The organism is Frondihabitans sp. OV104, from assembly GCF_057787745.1.
This window is the reverse complement of sequence record NZ_CM173541.1, coordinates 948,239-968,069: the sequence shown is the minus strand read 5'-3', so window position 1 is coordinate 968,069 and position 19,831 is coordinate 948,239. Positions and strand designations below refer to the sequence as shown.

Below are 19,831 nucleotides of genomic sequence, written 5' to 3'. Positions count from 1 at the left end.
GGTCAGCCTTCCTGAGAGGCGGCCGCGTCGGCCGCGGCGGCGATGATGAGAGAGGACGACTCGGCGCCCGGGTCGCGGTGGCCGACGGCTCGCTCGCCCAGGTAGCTCGCGCGGCCCTTGCGCGCCACGAGCGGCTCGGTCGATACGGCGCCCGCGGCGGCGGCGTCGGCCGCGGCGCGCAGCACCTCGCTCGGCGACTTCCCGTCGGCGGCGGCAGCGGTGGCGGCGTCGACGGCCGGGGTCCACGCGTCGATCATCGTCTTGTCGCCCACCTCCGCCTTGCCGCGCAGCACGACGCCGTCGCGTGCCGCCGTCAGGAAGGCGACGACCGCGTCGGAATCGAGCTCCGCCTGGTCTCCGATCGCCTGCGAGCCTTTCAGGTACGCGGTTCCGAGCAGCGGACCGGAGGCTCCGCCGACCGTGGAGATCAGCGTCGTCGCAACCAGCTTGAGCGCCTCGCCCGGCGTCGAGTCGGACGGGAGGCTCTCGAACTTCGCCTTGACGGCAGTGAAGCCGCGGTCGAGGTTCTCGCCGTGGTCGCCGTCGCCGATCTCGCGGTCGAGGTCGATCAGGTGGAGCCGGTTGTCGGAGACGACCTTGACGGTGTCTGCGACCCAGGCAGTGACCCAGGAGAGGCCGAGGCTCATGGCAATCCTTTCGAGAGGAGGTGGGGCGGGGGCTCAACGGCCCCAGCGGAGGGCGACGGTCTCGACGGGGGCGTCCCACAGCTCGGTCAGCTCGTCGTCCAGCTTCGCGACGGTGATCGACACGCCCTGCATCTCGAGGCTCGTAACGAAGTTGCCCACCAGCGTACGCGCGACCTCGATGCCCTTCTCGGCGAGCACCTTCGCAGCGTGCCGGTAGACGATGTACTGCTCGACGAGCGGCGTGCCGCCCATCCCGTTGACGAAGAGGAGCACCTTGTCGCCGGACGCGAACGGGAGGTCCTCCAGGATCGGCGCGAGCATGCGATCCACGATCGCGTCGGCCGGCTCGAGCGGGATCCGCTCGCGTCCGGGCTCGCCGTGGATTCCGATGCCGATCTCGATCTCGTCGTCGGCGAGCACGAAGCTCGGCTCGCCGGCGTGCGGCACGATGCCCGCGGCGAGGGCGACGCCCATGGTGCGCACGACGGAGTTGGCCTTCGTGGCGATGGCGGCGACGGCATCGAGGTCGTCGCCGCGCTCGGCCGCCGCGCCTGCGACCTTCTCGACGAACACGGTGCCGGCGACACCGCGCCGCCCGGCCGTGAAGAGGCTGTCCTTCACCGCGACGTCGTCGTCGACGACGACCGAGACGACCCGCACGCCCTCGGCGTCCGCGAGGTCGGCCGCGGTCTCGAAGTTCAGCACGTCGCCCGTGTAGTTCTTCACGATGTGGAGCACGCCTGCCCCGCCGTCCACGGCGAGCGTCGCGGCCACGATCGGGTCGGGGGTGGGCGAGGTGAACACGGGCCCGGGAACTGCGGCCGACAGCATGCCCACGCCCACGAAGCCCGCATGGAGCGGTTCGTGGCCCGAGCCGCCTCCGGAGACGATCGCCACCTTGCCGCTCACCGCCCCCGAGGCCCGAGCCACGAAGAGCGGGTCGGGCGTGACGCTCACGATGTCGGGATGGGCGAGCCCGAACCCCTCCCCGGACTCGTCGACGACGTTCTTCGGATCATTGATGAGCTTCTTCATCGAAGGCCTCCCAATCGGCTGATGCGCTTACCGTACCGCTCCGGTAACGGACACAGCCAGACACAGAACAAAGTCCGACCGTGTTGGTATCGCAAACCTCTGCGCCGGGTCTAGGGTGATGGCAATTGCTCATCGCGGAGTACCCAGCAGGGGAACTCTGCTTTCACGGCTAAGGACGGTCGAAGTGGATCTGGGAACTATTTTTCTCTCCGAGACGGTGGGCACGGCGATGCTTCTCCTTCTCGGTGGCGGCGTGGTCGCCAACGTGGCGCTCGTCAAGAGCAAGGGCTTCAACGGCGGCACGCTGATGGTCAACTTCGGCTGGGGCCTCGCGGTCATGGCCGGAATCCTGGTGTCGTACAAGTCGGGCGCCCACCTCAACCCCGCAGTGAGCATCGCGCAGCTGATCCTGGGGAACATCACGTTCGTCCAGTTCCTCGTGTACGTGCTCGCCCAGATGATCGGCGCCATCATCGGCGCCGTGCTGGTCTACCTGGCGTACAAGAACCACTTCGACGAAGAGCCGGAGCCGGCTGCGAAGCTCGGCGTGTTCTCCACCGGCCCTGCGATCCGCAGCTACGCATGGAACTTCGTGACCGAGGTCATCGCCACGTTCGTCCTCGTCTTCGTGATCATCGCGATCGGCAACGGCAAGGCTCCCGCCGAGCTCGGCCCCTTCCCGGTTGCCTTCCTGGTCGTCGGCATCGGCGCCTCCCTCGGCGGCCCGACCGGCTACGCCATCAACCCGGCCCGTGACCTCGGCCCGCGCATCGCGCACGCCTTCCTCCCGATCAAGGGCAAGGGCTCGAGCGACTGGGGCTACGCCTGGGTGCCGGTCCTCGGCCCGCTCGTCGGCGGCGCGCTCGCAGCGCTCCTGTCGTTCGCGCTCCTCCCCCTCGCCTCCTAGAGGCCCCGAGGCCCGGACGACTCCCGTCGCCCGGGCCTCCGCATGAACTCACCACCCCGTACCGATCTGAACTATCAACGAAGGAGTTCACACCGTGAGCGACGACTACATCCTCGCAATCGACCAGGGCACCACCTCCAGCCGTGCCATCGTCTTCGACCACTCGGGCGGCATCGTGTCGACCGGGCAGCTCGAGCACGAGCAGATCTTCCCCCGCGCCGGCTGGGTCGAGCACAACCCCAAGGAGATCTGGGAGAACACGCGCGAGGTCATCGGCCAGGCGCTCTCCCGCGCCAACATCACGCGCCACAACCTCAAGGCGATCGGCATCACCAACCAGCGCGAGACCGCCGTCGTCTGGGACAAGAACACCGGCGAGCCCGTCTACAACGCCATCGTGTGGCAGGACACCCGGACGCAGGAGATCGTCGACCGCTTCGCGGCCGACGGCGGCGTCGAGCGCTTCAAGGACATCGTCGGGCTCCCCCTCAGCACCTATTTCGCCGGAACCAAGATCGTCTGGATCCTCGAGAACGTCGAAGGCGCACGCGAGAAGGCCGAGGCGGGCGACCTGATCTTCGGCACCACCGACACCTGGGTCCTCTGGAACCTGACCGGCGGCGTCGACGGCGGCGTCCACGTGACCGACGTCACCAACGCCTCACGCACGCTCTTCCTCGACCTCGAGACCCTCGAGTGGCGTCAGGACATCCTCGACGTCTTCGGCGTGCCGAAGTCGATGCTCCCCGAGGTCAAGTCGTCGTCCGAGATCTACGGCTACGCGTCCTCGTCGTCGCTGGTGCGCGAGGTGCCGATCGCCGGCATCCTCGGCGACCAGCAGGCCGCCACCTTCGGCCAGGCCGCGTTCGACAAGGGCGAGTCGAAGAACACCTACGGCACCGGAAACTTCCTCATCTTCAACACGGGCGAGGAGAAGGTCAAGAGCGAGAACGGCCTGCTCACGACCATCGGCTACAAGCTGGGCGACGGTCCGACGCACTACGCGCTCGAGGGCTCCATCGCCGTCACCGGCTCGCTGATCCAGTGGCTGCGCGACAACCTCGGCATCATCAACTCGGCCCCCGAGGTCGAGACGCTCGCCACCACGGTGGAGGACAACGGCGGCGTGTACTTCGTGCCCGCGTTCTCGGGACTGTTCGCCCCGTACTGGCGCTCGGATGCCCGCGGCGCGCTCGTCGGCATGACCCGCTACGTGAACAAGGGCCACATCGCCCGCGCCGCCCTGGAGGCCACCGCCTTCCAGACGCGCGAGGTGCTCGACGCCGTCAACGCCGACTCGGGCGTCGACCTGACCGAGCTCAAGGTCGACGGCGGCATGACCGCCAACGACGCGCTCATGCAGTTCCAGGCTGACATCCTCAACGTGCCGGTCGTCCGCCCGGTCGTCGCCGAGACCACTGCGCTCGGCGCAGCCTACGCAGCCGGTCTCGCCGTCGGCTTCTGGGAGAACCTCGACGATCTCCGCGCCAACTGGCAGGAGTCGAAGCGCTGGACGCCCAACCTCGACGACGCGGAGCGCGACCGCACGCTCCGCCTCTGGAAGAAGGCCGTGACGCGCACGTTCGACTGGGTCGACGAAGACGTGAACTGATTCACCGTCGGGCAGACGAATGACAGAGAGGGCCGCAGGAAGTTCCTGCGGCCCTCGCGTCGTGCTCGGAGTCAGGAGCGGGTTGCGGCGACCCACTCGTCGAGCTTCGCAGTCGCGGCCCCGGAGTCGATGGAGCGCGCGGCCACCTCGAGCTGCTCGCGGAAGCGATGGACGATCGGGCGCTCACGCTGGGCGGGATCCTGCGCGAGACGGAACGACACCAGGCCCGCAGCCGCGTTCAGCAGGACGATGTCGCGGACCGGGCCGGTCTCCCCGCCGAGCGTGCGACGGGCCACGCCGGCGTTGTGCTCGGGATCCTTGCCGAGCAGGTCGTCGATCGACGCGCGCGGGATGCCCAGCTCGACCGGATCGAGGTCGTGCTCGGTCACCTGGCCGCCCGACACCTCCCAGATGTGGCTGTGGCCCGTCGTGGTGAGCTCGTCGAGGCCGTCGTCGCCGCGGAACACCAGTGCCGTCGCTCCCCTGGTCTGGAACACGCCGACGATCAGCGCGACCTTCGAGGCGTTGGCCACGCCGACGGCGCTGGCCTCAGGACGCGCGGGGTTCGTGAGCGGACCGAGGAAGTTGAACACCGTCGGGACGCCGATCTCGCTGCGCGTCGGGCCGGCGTGCCTGAAGCCGGGGTGGAAGGCTGCCGCGTAGGCGAAGGTGATGCCCACCTCCTGCAGCACCTCGGCCACCCGGGAGGGATCGCGGGTGAGATCGACGCCGAGCGCACTGAGCACGTCAGACGACCCCGACGACGAGCTGGCGGCGCGATTGCCGTGCTTGATGACCGGCACGCCCGAGGCTGCGACCACGATCGACGCCATCGTCGAGACGTTCACCGTGCCGAACCGGTCTCCCCCGGTGCCGACGATGTCGACCGCCATGGAGTCGACCGGGAGCGGCACGGCATGGGCCAGGATCGCGTCGCGGAAGCCCACGATCTCATCGACCGTCTCGCCCTTGGCCCGCAGAGCGATCAGGAAGGCAGCCAGCTGCGAGCCGGTCGCCTCGCCCACCATCACGCGCTCCATCGCCCAGGTGGCGTCGGCGATCGAGAGGTCCTCGCCGTCCAGGAGCGAGTCGATGATGCGGGGCCAGGAGAGATCGCTTGTCATGACTCTCAGCCTACTAAGCGCCTTCTTTCAGATATCTCGCCATCAAGACTGGCAGGGTCTTGCGGCGAAATTCTCGGGGCTTTATCGGCCATAATGAATCTTGTGACAAGTACCTCTCTCTCGAGACCTTCAGGCGGACCGGTTGTCAACCGGCCCAGCACTGCCGCTGTCGGAACCATCGTGTGGCTCGGAAGCGAGGTGATGTTCTTCGCGGGCCTGTTCGCGATCTACTTCACCCTCCGCAGCACGTCACCCGAGCTCTGGGCGTCGCAGAGCGCCAAGCTCGACGTCCCGTTCGCGGCCTTCAACACCATCACGCTGGTTCTCTCCAGCGTCACCTGCCAGTTCGGCGTCTTCGCCGCCGAACGCCTGCAGGGCAAGCGCACGGGCAAGCTCTTCCAGGTGTCGAAGTGGGGCCTGGTCGAATGGTTCTTCCTCTCGTACGCCATGGGCGCCGTCTTCGTCTCCCTGCAGACCTACGAGTACACGAACCTGATCGCCGAGCACGTGACGCTCCAGTCGAGTGCCTACGGCTCGGCCTTCTACCTGACGACCGGCTTCCACGCCGCGCACGTCACGGGCGGTCTCCTCTGCTTCCTGTTCATCATCGGCCGCGCCTATGCGGTCAAGAACTTCAGCCATCGAGAGGCCACCAGCGCCATCGTCATCTCGTACTACTGGCACTTCGTCGACGTCGTGTGGATCGGCCTGTTTCTCGTCGTCTACATCTTGAAATAAGCATCGTCTCAAATAGGCATTGGATTCCCACAGCAGAATGTTCTCCTCCTCTAAAGCCACCGCCACGGCCGGCCGCAAGCGCGTCGGACGCCGCTCGCCGCTCGCCACCGTCTCGCTCATCGTCGTCGGCCTGCTGACCACCGGCGGTGCGTACGCGCTCTTCACCTCGACCGCCACGGCCGAGACGGGCAGCGGCACCACCTCCGCCGTGTCGCAGGACAAGGTGAACGAGGGTCAGAAGCTCTTCGCCGCCAACTGCGCCACGTGCCACAACATGAGCGGCTCTGGCACGACCGAGGGCCCGAGCCTCATCGGCGTCGGCGCCGCTGCCGTGGACTTCCAGGTCGGCACCGGGCGCATGCCCGCCGCGGCGAACGGTCCGCAGGCTCTCGAGAAGCCCGTGCAGTTCACGAACGAGCAGATCCAGGCGATGGCCGCCTATGTGGCCTCGCTGGGCACCGGCCCTTCGGAGCCTCAGTCGAAGTACCTCAAGGAGAACGGCAACGCCGCCAACGGCGCCGAGCTGTTCCGCATCAACTGCGCCATGTGCCACAACGTCGCCGGCGCCGGTGGCGCGCTGACGGAGGGCAAGTTCGCTCCCTCGCTCAAGGGAGTCTCGTCCAAGCACATCTACGAGGCCATGCTGACCGGCCCGCAGAACATGCCCGTGTTCAACGACATGAACATCACCCCGCAAGACAAAGCGGACATCATCACGTACCTCAAGTACCTCGAGAAGAACCCGTCGCCGGGCGGATTCCAGCTCGGCGACCTCGGTCCCGTCTCCGAAGGCCTCTTCATCTGGATCTTCGGCCTCGGCGCGATCGTCGCCATCACGGTCTGGCTGACGGCCCGCTCGCACTAATCCCCTCTCGCGGGCACGGCGATCAGACCGGCTCGCGAGCACCGAAGTCAGTACCACCGATTTTTTGAGTCACGAGCTCACCGAAAGGCAGCACCATGGCAGATCACGACGACGAGACCCTCGCGGGCTCGGCTGTCGAGAAGGCTGAGCCGCAGAAGATCTCCGCGGGTACCGCGGTCATCCCTGCAGACCCCTTCGAGAATCCGGGCGAACCGCAGCATCACATCCGGATGACCGACAAAGACCCGGCGGAGGAGAAGCGTGCGGCCCGTCAGGTCTCGACGCTGTTCTTCGCGTCGATCGTCTTTAGCTGCCTGGCTGTGGCCGCCTACATCGCCTTCCCGATCAAAGACGGCGACACCGGCTCCATCCGCCTGAACAACCTGTTCCTCGGTCTCGGCATCGCACTCGGCCTGCTCGCCATCGGCATCGGGGCCGTCCACTGGTCCAAGACGATCATGCCCGCGCGCGAGATCACGGAGCAGCGTCACCTCACACGCGGCTCGGATGCGACCCGCGCCAAGGCCGTCGAGGTCTTCGAGCTCGGCAACAAGGAGTCGGGCTTCGGTCGCCGCAGCCTGATCCGCAACAGCCTCTTCGGCGCCCTGTTCGCCTTCATCCTCCCCGGCGTGGTCATCTTCCGCGACCTCGGCCCGAAGGTCGACCCGAACGTCGTTCTGAGGCATACACTCTGGAAAAAGGGTATGCACCTCACCCTCGACCCTTCCGGCACTCGCATCAAGGCTGCCGATGTGACCCTCGGCTCGGCTTTCCACGTCATCCCCGAAAGCCTGCTCGACTCCGAGGATCTGCTCGAAGAGAAAGCCAAGGCTGCCGTTCTCCTCATGCGCCTGAAGCCTGAGGACCTCCACGAGCCCGAGGGCCGCGAGGACTGGCAGTACAACGGAATCGTTGCCTATTCCAAGATCTGCACGCACGTCGGCTGCCCTGTGGCGCTGTACGAGCAGCAGACACACCACCTGCTCTGCCCCTGCCACCAGTCCACGTTCGACGTGACCGAGAACTGCAAGGTCATCTTCGGACCGGCCTCACGGCCCCTGCCGCAGCTGCCCATCACGGTCGACGACCAGGGCTACCTCGTGGCACAGAGCGATTTCCACGAGCCGGTTGGCCCGAGTTTCTGGGAGCGTGACCGCGCATGAGCGCCACGACCGAATCACCCGTAGAGACCCACGAAGTGGGCTACGCCGAACAGGGCAACATGCCGCTGCGCCCCGCCAAGGGCAGCAAGCTCATGGGTGCCGCCGCCAACTACATCGACGAGCGCACGAGCGTCTCCGGCCTGGTCAAAGAGGTGGGTCGCAAGATCTTCCCCGACCACTGGTCGTTCATGCTCGGAGAGGTCGCCCTCTACAGCTTCGTCGTGATCCTGCTCTCGGGCACTTTCCTGACGTTCTTCTTCCAGCCATCTATGGCCGAGGTCACCTACAACGGCTCGTACGTGCCTCTCAAGGGCATCGACATGTCGGCGGCCATGCAGTCGGCCCTGAACATCTCGTTCGAGATCCGCGGTGGCCTCCTCTTCCGCCAGATCCACCACTGGGCGGCCCTGCTGTTCATCGCTGCAATCGGCCTGCACATGCTCCGCATCTTCTTCACGGGTGCGTTCCGCAAGCCGCGCGAGATCAACTGGTTCATCGGCTTCGTGCTCTTCATCCTGGCGCTGGCCGAGGGTTTCACCGGCTACTCGCTCCCCGACGACCTGCTCTCGGGCAACGGTCTCCGAATCATCGACGGCATGGTCAAGGGCATCCCCGTCCTGGGCGTGTGGATCTCGTACCTCCTCTTCGGCGGAGAGTTCCCCGGAACCGCGATCGTGAGCCGCCTGTACTCGCTGCACATCATGTTGCTGCCGGCGCTCCTCATCGCGATGCTCGGCGCCCACCTCCTGCTGCTCGTCATCAACAAGCACACGCAGTTCTCGGGCCCCGGCAAGACGAACAACAACGTCGTCGGCGTGCCGGTCATGCCGGTGTTCGCGGCCAAGGCCGGTGGGTTCTTCTTCATCGTCTTCGGTGTCATCGTCCTGATCGCGTCGCTCTTCACGATCAACCCGATCTGGAACTACGGACCCTACGACCCTTCCCCGGTCTCCGCGGGCACGCAGCCCGACTGGTACATCGGCTTCGCCGACGGCGCGCTCCGACTGGCGCCGCCTCACTGGGAAGTCGTCTGGGGCGGGTATACCGTCTCGTTCAACATCCTGGTTCCGATCGTCGTCCTGATGGGCCTTCTCGCAACCGTCGCCTTCTATCCCTTCATCGAGGGCTGGGTCACCGGCGACAAGCGCGAGCACCACATCCTCGACCGTCCGCGAAACGCTCCGACGCGCACGGCCATCGGTGCCGCTCTCATGACGCTGTACGCAGCGCTGTGGGCCGCAGCCTCGTCCGACCTCATGGCGACGCACTTCAAGCTGTCGATCGATCAGGTGATCCACGTCATGCAGTTCTTGACCGTGGTAGGCCCGTTCATCGCCTTCTGGATCACGAAGCGCGTCTGCCTCGGCCTTCAGCGCAAGGACCGCGAGATCGCTCTCCACGGCCACGAGTCGGGCCGCATCGTCCGCCTCCCCGGTGGCGAGTTCATCGAGGTCCACACCCCGCTCACCGAATACGAGCGCTGGACCCTGGTCAGCTACAACGAGTACGAGCCCCTCATGGTCCGCCCCAACGAGCGCGGAGTCATCACGCCCGTCGAGCGTGTTCGGGCCGCCGTCTCGGGGTTCTTCTTCGAAGACCGTATCTCCCCCGTCACCAAGGCTGAGATCGAGGCGTCGCACCACGACAGCCAGGGAGCCATCGACGCTGGCGACTCGCACCACTGAGCGCTCGGCCGCTCGCACAACCCCCGTCTGCACTCCGGTGCGGGCGGGGGTTTTGCGTTGGCGGAGCGACCGGTACTGCGCTGGTGGCGTGAGCGGGGTCGTGCCGTGGTGGCGTGAGCGGGTCGTGCGCCGGCGCCGTGCGCGGGGTCGTGCGCCGGCGCCATGAATCCGAGAGCTCTGCGGTGCAGATTCGCGGCGTAGGGCCAGCCTGGGCACTCAGGAGGCAGACCTCCGCCGGCCTCAGCGCCGGGCTCCCGCCGGGACTCCCGGCGGCGGCGAACCCGCTCCTAGCGGGACTCCCCCGCCGTCCGGCCGGTACCTCGTCGGCGGGCTCCACTTGCGGCCCGCAGTGGCGTTATCACCTCCGCCAGGTCACTCTCCGCCCGGCGCGGTGTCGCTAGGTGGCCCTGCGGACTACGCAGCGCGGCGATAGGGCAGCCCCTGACAGGCCATTGTGGACGTCGCGCTCCTCCGCCTCCGCGGAGGCCTCTTCCCGGCAATCCCTGCCCCGCACCACGATCGGGACTCGGCGCCACTATCATTCGTGGCGCCGAGTCCCGATCATGGATCGGCACGCAGCAGGCGCGCCCAGCTACTCGGGCTCCCTTGGCGAGCATGGACCCGCAGAGCCGCGCCACGATCGCGACGTGAAACCACGATGTGGAGTGGTGTCATGTCGAGATCGTGGGCGGGGCGGCCGATGGCGGGGTGAGCGACCGCGGCACTGGCAGCGGCGGCGGTTTGCCGTTCCTGCGCCCGAGGGAACGGCCGGGACGCGAAAGCGGGGCACCACCCGAAGGTGATGCCCCGCTAGGAGAACGCGCAGTGCGACTCAGTGCTTGTACACGCCCCGGTAGTTCTCGTAGACCCAGCCGACGAGGGCGACGGCGGTGAGAGCCGCACCGATGAAGATGAGCCACATGCCGACCGCGAGGGCAAGGAAGACGATGGTGCAACCAGCCGCGAGGAAGATCGGCCACCAGCTGAACGGGTTGAAGAAACCGATCTCAGGGTCGCCGTCGTCGATGTTGGCGTCGAGACGGTCTTCGGGCAGCTCACCGCTCTGCGCGAAGTGCGAGCGGTTCATGTAGAACCCGAGGAAGACCGACATGATTCCGGCGAGGCCGATACCGAGGGTTCCGGTCCACTCGACGGTCTGGAACTCCCGCGAGAGGAGGCTCCAGACCGTGTAGCCGGCATCAGCGACGAAGAAGAAGACCGCGAGGATCCAGAAGATGTTCGATTGAGCTCTCATGACGCGTCTTTCTACTTGACCGTGTTGTCGCCAGCGTCGTACGTGGGGGCATCAGGCGCATCTTTCAGCGGGCCCACGCCGACCGGGATGCCGGCCTCGGGGTGGTTGAGGTCGAACGCCGGGGACTCGGAGCGGATACGCGGGATCGACTCGAAGTTGTGGCGCGGGGGCGGGCACGACGTCGCCCACTCGAGCGAACGCGAATAGCCCCAGGGGTCGTTGACAAGCACCTTCGGCGCCAGTCGAGCCGTGATGTAGACGTTGTAGATGAACGGGAGCATCGACACGCCGAGCAGCATGGCGCCCATCGTGGAGAGCTGGTTCATCCACTCGAAGCCGTCTTCAGGCTGGTAGGTGGCGTACCGACGCGGCATGCCCAGGACGCCCAGCCAGTGCTGGATGAGGAACGTCGTGTGGAACCCGATGAAGAGCAGCCAGAAGTGGATCTTGCCGAGACGCTCGTTGAGCATCTTGCCGGTCCACTTCGGCCACCAGAAGTAGAAGCCGGAGAACATCGCGAAGACGACCGTGCCGAAGACCACGTAGTGGAAGTGCGCGACGACGAAGTACGAGTCGGAGACGTGGAAGTCGAGCGGCGGCGAGGCCAGGATCACGCCGGTGAGACCACCGAAGGTGAAGGTGATGAGGAAGCCGATCGCCCAGAGCATAGGAGTCTCGAATGTGATCGAGCCCCGCCACATCGTGCCGACCCAGTTGAAGATCTTCACGCCGGTGGGCACTGCGATGAGCATCGTCATCAGAGAGAAGAACGGCAGCAGGACAGAGCCGGTGACGTACATGTGGTGAGCCCACACCGTGACCGACAGAGCGGCGATCGCGAGCGTCGCGTAGATGAGGGTCTTGTAGCCGAAGATCGGCTTGCGGCTGAAGACCGGGAACACCTCGGAGACGATGCCGAAGAACGGCAGCGCGATGATGTACACCTCGGGGTGGCCGAAGAACCAGAACAGGTGCTGCCACAGGATGGCGCCGCCGTTGGCGGGGTTGAAGATGTTCGCGTCGAAGACTCGGTCGAAGCCGAGGCCGAACAGGGCTGCGGCGAGGACGGGGAACGCCATGATCACGAGGATCGAGGTGACGAGGGTGTTCCAGACGAAGATCGGCATGCGGAACATGGTCATGCCCGGGGCGCGCATCGTGATGATCGTCGTGATGAAGTTGACACCACCGAGGATCGTCGAGAAGCCGGTCAGCGCCAGGCCGAAGACCCAGAGGTTTCCGCCGAGACCTGGAGTGAATGTCGTGTCGGACAGCGGCGCGTAGGCGAACCAGCCGAACGAGGCCGCACCCTGCGGGGTGAGGAAGCCGGCGATGACGACGAGCGCGCCGAAGAAGTACAGCCAGAAGGCGAAGCCGTTGAGCCGCGGGAACGCGACGTCGGGCGCGCCGATCTGGAGCGGCATGATCGCGTTAGCGAAACCCGAGAACAGCGGCGTCGCGAACAGCAGCAGCATGACCGTGCCGTGCATCGTGAACAGCTGGTTGTACTGCTCCTTGGTCTGGACGATGTCGAGACCCGGGGCGAACAGCTGCGCCCTGATGATCAGCGCCATGACGCCGCCGATCAGGAAGTAGATGAACGAGGTGATCAGGTACATGTACCCGAGGACCTTGTGGTCGGTGGAGGTGATCCACCGCACGACGACGTTGCCCTTGCGGCCGACGCGAGTCGTGTTGAAGTTCTGACCGGAGGACTGGCCGCCTGTCTCGGGGCGGGTAGCAGTGGCTGAGCTCATCGAATGCGCCTTACTTGCTCGAGGTGCTGTCGGCGCCTGCGGCGACCGGGGTCTTGTTGTCGGGCTCGTTGGTGTTGGTGTTGTACTGGTCGCCCAGATCACCGACGTTGCCCTCGTTGCGGAGCGTGTCGAGGTACGCCTCGTAGGCGGACGGCGAGACGACCTTCACGTTAAAGAGCATCAGCGAGTGGTACTCGCCGCACAGCTCGGCGCACTTGCCGGTGTACGTGCCCTCTTTCTCGGGCGTGAAGTACTCGTAGTTGGTCTTGCCGGGGATCATGTCTTTCTTGTACAGGAAGTCGACCACCCAGAAGGAGTGGATGACATCCCGCGACTTGAGGATGATCTTGACCGTCTTGCCCTTGGGCAGGTAGAGCACGGGAAGCTTCGACTCGTCGACGTTTCCGTCGCCAAGCTCCTGCGCCTGGATGCCCTGGTAGTAGACGCTGTTGGCCTTCGTCTGGGTGTCCATGTAGTTGAAGTCCCAGGCCCAGCGCTTCCCGTAGACCGTGATGGTCACGTCGGGGTTGGCGGTGGGCTTCTCGATGTCGGCCTGGTCGCGGGCCGTAAAGAAGAAGAAGCCGAGCACGAGGAACAGCGGCACGATCGTGTAGAAGATCTCGATCGGCATGTTGTACCGGAGCTGGACGGGAAGGCCCTTGTCGGCCTTGCGGCGACGGTAGACGACGACGGCCCAGATGATGAGGGCCCACGTGATGACGCCGACGCCGAGGAGGACTATCCAGGACGTGACCCAGAGGCCGATCGTGGCGTTGACGTGGTTCGTCGTGCCGCGCTCGGTGGGAAGCCAACCCTGAAGCTGCTGCTCAGTACAGCCGGACAGGGCCAGAATCGAGATCGCTGCCACAGGAATGGCGGCGAGTAGACGACGTTTTGAGCGCACTGTTACCTCTCGGATGACTCAGCTGTAGGGCACGCTCCCCCGCCGACCAGAGCCGGAGCTCTCAGTAAGAGAAGGAACATGCTTAGCCTACTCGCAGGCAAGGGGTGCATTCGTCCCACCCGGCCGCGGTTCGCTTGATGATGAGACGAAAAAACGGCAGGGCCCCATCCGTCTGGATGAATCCCTGCCGTTCTCTGGATGAACGCTCAGTGGAAGCTGTCGCCGCAGGCGCAGCTGCCCTGCGCATTGGGGTTGTCGATCGTGAAGCCCTGCTTCTCGATGGTGTCCTCGAAGTCGATCGAGGCGCCCTCGAGGTACGGGACGCTCATCTTGTCGACGACCACCTCGACGCCGTCGAAGTCGACGGTCGCGTCGTTCTCGAGCAGGCGCTCGTCGAAGTAGAGCTGGTAGATGAGGCCCGAGCAGCCGCCAGGCTGGACGGCGACGCGAAGGCGCAGGTCGTCGCGGCCCTCCTGCGTGAGGAGGCTCTTCACCTTGTTTGCTGCGGCGGCCGAGAGGCCGACCTTGTGCGCGGGCGCGTCAGCGACGATGGGTGCGGTGGCGATGTCAGTCAAAGTGCCTCCAGGTTCAGGGGTTGTCACACAAGTGTAAGCAGGTCAGGATCGCGCGTCGAGCCTCGCGAGCAGGAGCGCCTCGCTCAGGATCGAACGGTGGAAGACGCCGAGGTGCTGCGACTCGTTCGGGCTGTGGGCCCGTGTGTCGGGGTCCTCGACGCCGGTGACGAGGATCTGCGCCTCCGGGAAGACCTCGGCCAGGTCGGAGATGAACGGGATCGAGCCGCCGGCACCCGTCTGGACGGGCGTCTCGCCCCATCCCTCGGCCAGCGCAGCGAGCCCTTCGGCGAAGCCCCACCCGGAGGTGTCGACGAGGAACGGGTTGCCGGTGTCGACGTCGCTGATCTCGAGGTGCGCTCCGAACGGCGCGTTCGACTCGAGATGCGTCTTCAGCGCCTGGAACGCCTCGACGGCCGGCTGGCCCGGCGCGACGCGGGCGCTGATGCGCACCGAGACCGTGGGCAGGAGGGTGTTCGACGCGTTGGCGACGCTCGGCGCGTCGATGCCCGTCACGGTGACGGTGGGCTTCGACCACATGCGGCTCAGGATCGGGCCGTCGCCGATCAGCGAGACGCCCTCGAGCAGGCCTGTCGTCTGACGGATCTCGGCCTCGTCGAACTCCGGGTACTCGGCCTCGCGCGAGGTCATGCCCTCGACGGCGACGGAGCCGTCTTCGGCGTGGAGGGAGGCCAGGAGGCGGACCATCGCCAGCATCGCGTCGGGGACGGCGCCGCCCATCATCCCGGAGTGCGACGCGTGCGCCAGCGTCGACACGGTGAGCTTGAAGGTCACGTTGCCGCGCAGGCCGACGGTGAGCGCCGGCACGGAGGTGGTCCAGTTGTCGGCGTCGGCCACGACGATCACGTCGGCGGCGAGCTCGTCGTGGTGCTGGGCCAGGAAGTTGGTGAACGAGCGCGACCCGAACTCCTCCTCCCCCTCGATGAAGACGACGATGCCGAGGTCGAGGTCGTCGCCGACCACCTCGTGGATGGCGCGGAGAGCTGCGACATGGCTCATGACGCCGGCCTTGTCGTCAGAAGCCCCGCGCCCGTAGAGGCGCTCGCCCCGCACCGTCGGCTCGAAAGGCAGAGTCTCCCACAGCGCCTCGTCGCCCTCCGGCTGCACGTCGTGGTGCGCGTACAGGAGGACCGTCGGCCGGCCGTTCTTCGCGGGGCGCTTCGCGAGCACGGCGGGGTGGCCGAGCTGGTCGCCCTCGATCGGGGCGCGGCTGGTCGTCACCGACTCGAAGAGGCCGGTCGACTCGATCAGCGCCGCAACCGCCTTGGACGACACGACGACGTTCTCCGGGTCGAAGGTGTCCCACGAGACGCTGGGAATCCGCACCAGGGCCGAGAGGTCGGCGATCGACGCGGGCAGAGCCCCCTGAACGCTCTCCCGGAGCTTGGCCGAGAGTTCGGGATCCAGCGGGGCAGGAGAATAGGAGGTCTCAGTCATGACAGGTAATCTTAGGTTCTCCGACGAAACCAAGGATCTCCCCGTGGCCAAGGCACCCATCATCTCCCCCGACAACTCGACGAAGAAGTCGACCGAGTCCGACGAGCCGATCACGATCGGCAAGGGCCGAGCCACTCCGACCCGCAAGGAGCGCGAGGCCGCGAACCGCCGCCCGCTCGTGCCGGTGGGCAAGGAGGCCCGCAAGGAGCAGCGCGACCGGGTCGCCGTCGAGCGCAACAAGGCCCGGCTCGGCCTCGCCAACGGCGAAGAGAAGTACCTCCCGGCCCGCGACAAGGGCCCGCAGCGCAAGTTCGTCCGCGACTACATCGACGCGCGCTACTCGGTCGGCGAGATCATGCTGCCCCTGATGGTGATCGTCATCGTGCTCAGCTCGGTGCCGGCCCTCGCCAGCATCGCGCTCTTCGCGATCTGGGGCTTCGTGCTCCTGGCCGTCATCGACTGCTTCTTCGTAGGCCACCGCATCGTCAGGAAGCTCGAGGCGAAGCACGGCAAGGAGCACGTCGAGCGCGGACTCCGCTGGTACGCCGCGATGCGCGCCCTGCTCATCCGCCCGATGCGCACGCCGAAGTCGCAGGTCAAGCGCGGCTCGTTCCCCGCCTAGCCGGTCCCCGGCCTAGCCGGTCCCCGGCCTAGCCGCTTCCCCGATCAGCCGCTCCCCCGCGTCGTCCAGGGTCCTAGCGGCGCAGGTCGCGCAGACCACGGTTGATCTCGCGTGCCCACAGCGGCCCGCGATACAGGAACGCCGTGTAGCCCTGCACGAGCGTGGCGCCGGCGTCGAGGCGCTCCTGAACGTCGGCGGCAGTGGTGACCCCGCCGACCGAGATGACGCAGAGAGTCGCAGGAACTGCCTGGCGGATCACGCGCAGCACGTCGAGCGACCGCTGCTTGAGCGGGGCACCCGACAGGCCGCCGGCCCCCGCCTTCTCGACGAGCTTCAGGTCGCTGACCAGACCGTCGCGCGACAGCGTCGTGTTCGTGGCGATGATCCCGCCGAGACCGAGCTCGACCGTCAGCTCGGCGACGCGGCGCACGGCATCGTCGTCGAGGTCGGGCGCGATCTTCACGAGCACCGGCGTGCGGCCGGCGGCGTCGCGGACGGCCGTGAGAAGAGGGGCGAGCTTGTCCAGCTCCTGCAGGCCACGGAGCCCGGGCGTGTTGGGCGAGGAGACGTTGACGGCGAGGTAGTCGGCCAGCGGCGCTAGCAGGCGGGTCGAGACGAGGTAGTCGTCGACGGCGTCGTCGACCTCGACCACACGGCTCTTGCCGATGTTGACGCCGATGACCGGGCGGTGACGGAGATGGCGGGCGCGGCCGACGACCCCGGCGGCCCTGAGAGCACCGCCGTTGTTGAAGCCCATGCGGTTGATCACGGCACGGTCGGCGACCAGCCGGAACAGACGCGGCCGGTCGTTGCCGGGCTGCGCCTTCGCAGTGATCGTGCCGACCTCGACGTGGCCGAACCCGAGGGCTCCGAGGCCGGCTATGCCCTTGGCGTCCTTGTCGAAACCGGCGGCGACGCCGAACGGCGAGGGGAAGGTCAGGCCGAGCGTCTCGACGCGGAGCGAGCGGTGGGGCTTCGTGGCGCGACGGATGAGCGTCGACACGACGGGGATGCCCGGGATCGCCTTGATGAAGCCGAACGCCAGGTGATGCGCGCGCTCGGGGTCCATGCGGACGAAGAAGTGCCGGAAGACGAACCCGTACACGCCGGCGTCGTCGTGGGCGTCGGTCTGGCTCACTTGTCTGCCGCCGACGTCGCCTTCGGATGATTCGCGTGGTCTTCTCGGAGGACGCGGATCGACTCCTCGAAGTCGTCGAGCGAGTCGAAGGCCTGGTAGACGCTGGCGAAGCGGAGGTACGCGACCTCGTCGAGCTCACGGAGCGGAGGCAGGATCGCCAGGCCCACCTCGTTCGCGTCGATCTGCGAGGCGCCGCTCGCGCGAACGGCCTCCTCGACCTTCTGGGCCAGGACGGCGAGGTCGCCGTCGGTGACCGGACGGCCCTGGCAGGCCTTTCGGACACCCGAGATGATCTTCTCGCGGCTGAACGGCTCGAGGACCCCGTTGCGCTTGATCACGGCGAGGCTCGCGGTCTCGGTCGTGGAGAAGCGGCGGCCGCAGTTCGGGCACTGGCGGCGTCGACGGATCGACGTGCCATCGTCGCTGGTGCGGGAGTCGACGACTCGGGAGTCGGGGTGGCGACAGAATGGACAGAACATATGCGACCAGGCTATCGCGAGAGGCCGGGTGCCTACGGGCGCTCGAGGCGCGCGGCGACGGCCTCGCCGTGCGCGGGCAGCAGCTCGGCGTTCGAGAGCGCGACCAGTCGCTCGGCGACATCCGCCAGCGGCGCGGCGGTGTAGCGGACGATCTGCTGCGGGCGCAGGAACGTGTACGCCCCGAGGCCCGACGAGAACCGCGCTTGACCGCCGGTGGGCAGCACGTGGTTCGAGCCGGCGAGGTAGTCGCCCAGGCTCACGGGCGTGTCGGGCCCGACGAAGATCGCGCCGGCGTTGGTGATGCGCGCCAGCACGGAGTCGTCGTCGCCGGTCTGGATCTCGAGGTGCTCGGGACCGTAGGCGTTGCTGAAGTCGGCGGCGCGTTCGAGATCGTCGACGAGCACGACGGCCGACTGGGGCCCCGCGAGAGCGGTCTGCACGCGTTCGGCCGAGTGAGTCAGCGGCGCGAGTCGGCCCACCTCGGCGACGACGGCCTCGCCGAAGTCGGCGGAGTCGGTGACGAGCACGGCCGAGGCCTGCTCGTCGTGCTCGGCCTGGCTGATGAGGTCGACCGCGACGAGCGTGGCGTCGGCGGTCGCATCGGCGATGACGAGGATCTCGGTGGCTCCCGCCTCGGAGTCGATGCCGGTGACCCCGCGTACGAGGCGCTTCGCAGCGGCGACGTAGTTGTTGCCCGGACCGGTGATGACCTGGACCGGCTCAAGGTCGGCATCGTCGACGCCGTACGCGAGGGCGCCGATGGCACCGGCCCCGCCCATCGCGTAGACCTCGTCGATTCCGAGGAGCCCGGCCGCGCCGAGGATGGTCGGGTGCACCGAGCCGCCGAACTGCGCCTGCGGCGGAGACGCCAGGGCGATCGAGGTGACGCCGGCGACCTGCGCGGGGACGACGTTCATGACGACGCTCGACGGGTAGACCGCCTTGCCGCCGGGCACGTAGACCCCGGCGCGGGCGACGGGCTGCCAGCGCTGGACGATGGTGGCGCCGTCGGCGGGGTGGGTGGTCTGCGATGCCGGCACCTGCGCGGCGGACGACGCCGTGACCCGCGCGATCGACTCGACGAGCGCGGCCTTCACCAGCGGATCGAGGGCTGCGACGGCCGCGTCGATGTCGGCCTGCGGCACGCGCAGCGAAGCGGGGCGCACCCGATCGAAGCGCTCTGCCTGGTCGAGCAGCGCCCGGCTGCCGTGCTGACGGACCTCGGCGATGAGCGTCGCCGCGGCGGCGCTGGCGGCGGCGACGTCGACGGTCGCACGAGGGATCAGGGCGAGCAGCTCGCTGGAGGTGGACGTCTGGCCGCGGAGGTCGAGGGTAGCGATCATGGCCCGGTCAGCCTACCGGGAACGGGTGAGTGGGGCGGCCGTCAGACAGCCGACGGCAGGGTCGCCGCCAGACGGCGGAGAGCCGTCTGATCGGCCGCCGAGGCCGACTCCAGCAGCGCCTCGATGCGCGGCTCGACGACGGCCTCGATGCGCACGGCGGCCTCGCGACCCGCGGCGGTGAGACCCACGGTCACGACGCGGCGGTCGGTCTCGGAGGGAGCTCGCTCGACGAGCCCCTTGGTCGCGGCGCGGTCGACCAGACCCGATACCGACGACCTGTCGAGCGCCAGCTGGTCAGCGAGCGACGCCATCGTGGGAGTTCGGTCGCGGAGGATCCCCAGCATGCGCAGCTGCGTCACCGACAGGCCGAGCTCGGCCGCAGCCCGGGTCAGCACCTCGTGCACGGCGAAGGTGAGCTGAGCTGCGGCATCGACGAGCGAGAGGTCTTCGGGCATGCCCCCAGCCTACTTGACATGGTTGGTAGCACCAACTATATGATTGGTGATACCAACTACTTTCGCCAGTCA

19 protein-coding genes are annotated in these 19,831 nt (G+C 67.3%); 7 read left to right on the top strand and 12 right to left on the bottom strand.

What is annotated here, in order from left to right:
* Positions 1–2: 2 nt before the first annotated feature.
* Together dhaL and dhaK are read right to left on the bottom strand one after the other, a co-directional pair.
* On the bottom strand, positions 3–647 hold the full coding sequence (gene dhaL, locus AC3CBB_RS04525) for a dihydroxyacetone kinase subunit DhaL (protein WP_488626153.1): 645 nt from the start codon (positions 645–647) through the stop codon (positions 3–5).
* 33 nt (positions 648–680) lie between these two features.
* Entirely contained in the window at positions 681–1,682 is a 1,002-nt protein-coding gene (dhaK, locus tag AC3CBB_RS04520) for a dihydroxyacetone kinase subunit DhaK (protein ID WP_488626152.1), read from the bottom strand.
* A 229-nt stretch (positions 1,683–1,911) separates the two neighbouring features.
* Here dhaK and AC3CBB_RS04515 point away from each other — a divergent pair, with 229 nt between their 5' ends.
* Both AC3CBB_RS04515 and glpK read left to right on the top strand, forming a co-directional pair.
* Positions 1,912–2,589 carry an MIP/aquaporin family protein gene (locus AC3CBB_RS04515; RefSeq protein WP_233579745.1) on the top strand — a complete coding sequence of 226 codons (678 nt, stop codon included), beginning with the start codon at positions 1,912–1,914 and terminating at the stop codon, positions 2,587–2,589.
* A 94-nt stretch (positions 2,590–2,683) separates the two neighbouring features.
* A complete protein-coding gene (gene glpK / locus AC3CBB_RS04510) occupies positions 2,684–4,201 on the top strand; it encodes a glycerol kinase GlpK (protein ID WP_488626151.1) in 1,518 nt (505 codons plus the stop codon).
* Positions 4,202–4,272: 71 nt separating this feature from the next.
* Here glpK and trpD read toward each other — a convergent pair whose 3' ends face one another.
* Positions 4,273–5,325, bottom strand: a complete 1,053-nt coding sequence (gene trpD, locus AC3CBB_RS04505; RefSeq protein ID WP_488626150.1) for an anthranilate phosphoribosyltransferase — start codon at positions 5,323–5,325, stop codon at positions 4,273–4,275.
* A 93-nt stretch (positions 5,326–5,418) separates the two neighbouring features.
* On the opposite strand from trpD, the gene ctaE reads away from it, so the two are divergent.
* From ctaE to qcrB, 4 genes are all read left to right on the top strand, one after another.
* On the top strand, positions 5,419–6,063 hold the full coding sequence (ctaE, locus tag AC3CBB_RS04500; RefSeq protein WP_123504456.1) for an aa3-type cytochrome oxidase subunit III: 645 nt from the start codon (positions 5,419–5,421) through the stop codon (positions 6,061–6,063).
* Between the two features lie 37 nt (positions 6,064–6,100).
* Complete coding sequence (qcrC, locus tag AC3CBB_RS04495; protein ID WP_123504455.1) at positions 6,101–6,928, top strand: cytochrome bc1 complex diheme cytochrome c subunit; 828 nt, start codon at positions 6,101–6,103, stop codon at positions 6,926–6,928.
* 95 nt (positions 6,929–7,023) lie between these two features.
* The gene (qcrA, locus tag AC3CBB_RS04490; RefSeq protein WP_488626149.1) at positions 7,024–8,091 is read left to right on the top strand and encodes a cytochrome bc1 complex Rieske iron-sulfur subunit; all 1,068 of its coding nucleotides are present in this window, start codon (positions 7,024–7,026) and stop codon (positions 8,089–8,091) included.
* Positions 8,092–8,150: 59 nt separating this feature from the next.
* Positions 8,151–9,776 carry a cytochrome bc1 complex cytochrome b subunit gene (gene qcrB, locus AC3CBB_RS04485; RefSeq protein ID WP_488626713.1) on the top strand — a complete coding sequence of 542 codons (1,626 nt, stop codon included), beginning with the start codon at positions 8,151–8,153 and terminating at the stop codon, positions 9,774–9,776.
* 832 nt (positions 9,777–10,608) lie between these two features.
* Here the strand turns inward: qcrB and AC3CBB_RS04480 are convergent.
* The 5 genes from AC3CBB_RS04480 to AC3CBB_RS04460 form a co-directional block, all read right to left on the bottom strand.
* Positions 10,609–11,031, bottom strand: coding sequence for a cytochrome c oxidase subunit 4 (locus AC3CBB_RS04480; RefSeq protein ID WP_123504452.1), 423 nt, complete (start codon positions 11,029–11,031; stop codon positions 10,609–10,611).
* An 11-nt stretch (positions 11,032–11,042) separates the two neighbouring features.
* Positions 11,043–12,788 (bottom strand): aa3-type cytochrome oxidase subunit I, encoded by a 1,746-nt coding sequence (gene ctaD, locus AC3CBB_RS04475; protein ID WP_123504451.1) that lies wholly within the window; start codon positions 12,786–12,788, stop codon positions 11,043–11,045.
* Between the two features lie 10 nt (positions 12,789–12,798).
* Complete coding sequence (ctaC, locus tag AC3CBB_RS04470; protein ID WP_123504450.1) at positions 12,799–13,692, bottom strand: aa3-type cytochrome oxidase subunit II; 894 nt, start codon at positions 13,690–13,692, stop codon at positions 12,799–12,801.
* A gap of 206 nt (positions 13,693–13,898) precedes the next feature.
* Positions 13,899–14,267 (bottom strand): iron-sulfur cluster insertion protein ErpA, encoded by a 369-nt coding sequence (gene erpA, locus AC3CBB_RS04465; protein WP_123504449.1) that lies wholly within the window; start codon positions 14,265–14,267, stop codon positions 13,899–13,901.
* Positions 14,268–14,309: 42 nt separating this feature from the next.
* On the bottom strand, positions 14,310–15,722 hold the full coding sequence (locus AC3CBB_RS04460; protein ID WP_488626148.1) for a M20/M25/M40 family metallo-hydrolase: 1,413 nt from the start codon (positions 15,720–15,722) through the stop codon (positions 14,310–14,312).
* 43 nt (positions 15,723–15,765) lie between these two features.
* On the opposite strand from AC3CBB_RS04460, the gene AC3CBB_RS04455 reads away from it, so the two are divergent.
* Positions 15,766–16,344 (top strand): DUF3043 domain-containing protein, encoded by a 579-nt coding sequence (locus tag AC3CBB_RS04455; protein ID WP_488626147.1) that lies wholly within the window; start codon positions 15,766–15,768, stop codon positions 16,342–16,344.
* Between the two features lie 73 nt (positions 16,345–16,417).
* Here AC3CBB_RS04455 and AC3CBB_RS04450 read toward each other — a convergent pair whose 3' ends face one another.
* From AC3CBB_RS04450 to AC3CBB_RS04435, 4 genes are read right to left on the bottom strand one after another with little or no spacing between them, the layout of a single operon-like run.
* On the bottom strand, positions 16,418–17,449 hold the full coding sequence (locus AC3CBB_RS04450) for a quinone-dependent dihydroorotate dehydrogenase (protein WP_488626712.1): 1,032 nt from the start codon (positions 17,447–17,449) through the stop codon (positions 16,418–16,420).
* Between the two features lie 29 nt (positions 17,450–17,478).
* Entirely contained in the window at positions 17,479–17,961 is a 483-nt protein-coding gene (gene nrdR / locus AC3CBB_RS04445; RefSeq protein ID WP_123504446.1) for a transcriptional regulator NrdR, read from the bottom strand.
* A gap of 32 nt (positions 17,962–17,993) precedes the next feature.
* The gene (hisD, locus tag AC3CBB_RS04440; RefSeq protein WP_488626146.1) at positions 17,994–19,304 is read right to left on the bottom strand and encodes a histidinol dehydrogenase; all 1,311 of its coding nucleotides are present in this window, start codon (positions 19,302–19,304) and stop codon (positions 17,994–17,996) included.
* Between the two features lie 41 nt (positions 19,305–19,345).
* The gene (locus AC3CBB_RS04435) at positions 19,346–19,759 is read right to left on the bottom strand and encodes a MarR family winged helix-turn-helix transcriptional regulator (protein ID WP_488626145.1); all 414 of its coding nucleotides are present in this window, start codon (positions 19,757–19,759) and stop codon (positions 19,346–19,348) included.
* Between the last annotated feature and the right edge of the window lie 72 nt (positions 19,760–19,831).

Excerpts from the sequence above, each read along its gene's own strand:
- AC3CBB_RS04480 (WP_123504452.1), bottom strand. The coding sequence starts at position 11,031 with ATGAGAGCTCAATCGAACATCTTCTGGATCCTCGCGGTCTTCTTCTTC.
- nrdR (WP_123504446.1), bottom strand. The coding sequence starts at position 17,961 with ATGTTCTGTCCATTCTGTCGCCACCCCGACTCCCGAGTCGTCGACTCC.
- qcrB (WP_488626713.1), top strand. The coding sequence starts at position 8,151 with ATGCCGCTGCGCCCCGCCAAGGGCAGCAAGCTCATGGGTGCCGCCGCC.
- hisD (WP_488626146.1), bottom strand. The coding sequence starts at position 19,304 with ATGATCGCTACCCTCGACCTCCGCGGCCAGACGTCCACCTCCAGCGAG.
- ctaE (WP_123504456.1), top strand. The coding sequence starts at position 5,419 with ATGAATCTTGTGACAAGTACCTCTCTCTCGAGACCTTCAGGCGGACCG.
- ctaD (WP_123504451.1), bottom strand. The coding sequence starts at position 12,788 with ATGAGCTCAGCCACTGCTACCCGCCCCGAGACAGGCGGCCAGTCCTCC.
- AC3CBB_RS04515 (WP_233579745.1), top strand. The coding sequence starts at position 1,912 with ATGCTTCTCCTTCTCGGTGGCGGCGTGGTCGCCAACGTGGCGCTCGTC.
- dhaL (WP_488626153.1), bottom strand. The coding sequence starts at position 647 with ATGAGCCTCGGCCTCTCCTGGGTCACTGCCTGGGTCGCAGACACCGTC.
- AC3CBB_RS04435 (WP_488626145.1), bottom strand. The coding sequence starts at position 19,759 with ATGCCCGAAGACCTCTCGCTCGTCGATGCCGCAGCTCAGCTCACCTTC.
- qcrA (WP_488626149.1), top strand. The coding sequence starts at position 7,024 with ATGGCAGATCACGACGACGAGACCCTCGCGGGCTCGGCTGTCGAGAAG.
- dhaK (WP_488626152.1), bottom strand. The coding sequence starts at position 1,682 with ATGAAGAAGCTCATCAATGATCCGAAGAACGTCGTCGACGAGTCCGGG.
- trpD (WP_488626150.1), bottom strand. The coding sequence starts at position 5,325 with ATGACAAGCGATCTCTCCTGGCCCCGCATCATCGACTCGCTCCTGGAC.
- AC3CBB_RS04460 (WP_488626148.1), bottom strand. The coding sequence starts at position 15,722 with ATGACTGAGACCTCCTATTCTCCTGCCCCGCTGGATCCCGAACTCTCG.
- qcrC (WP_123504455.1), top strand. The coding sequence starts at position 6,101 with ATGTTCTCCTCCTCTAAAGCCACCGCCACGGCCGGCCGCAAGCGCGTC.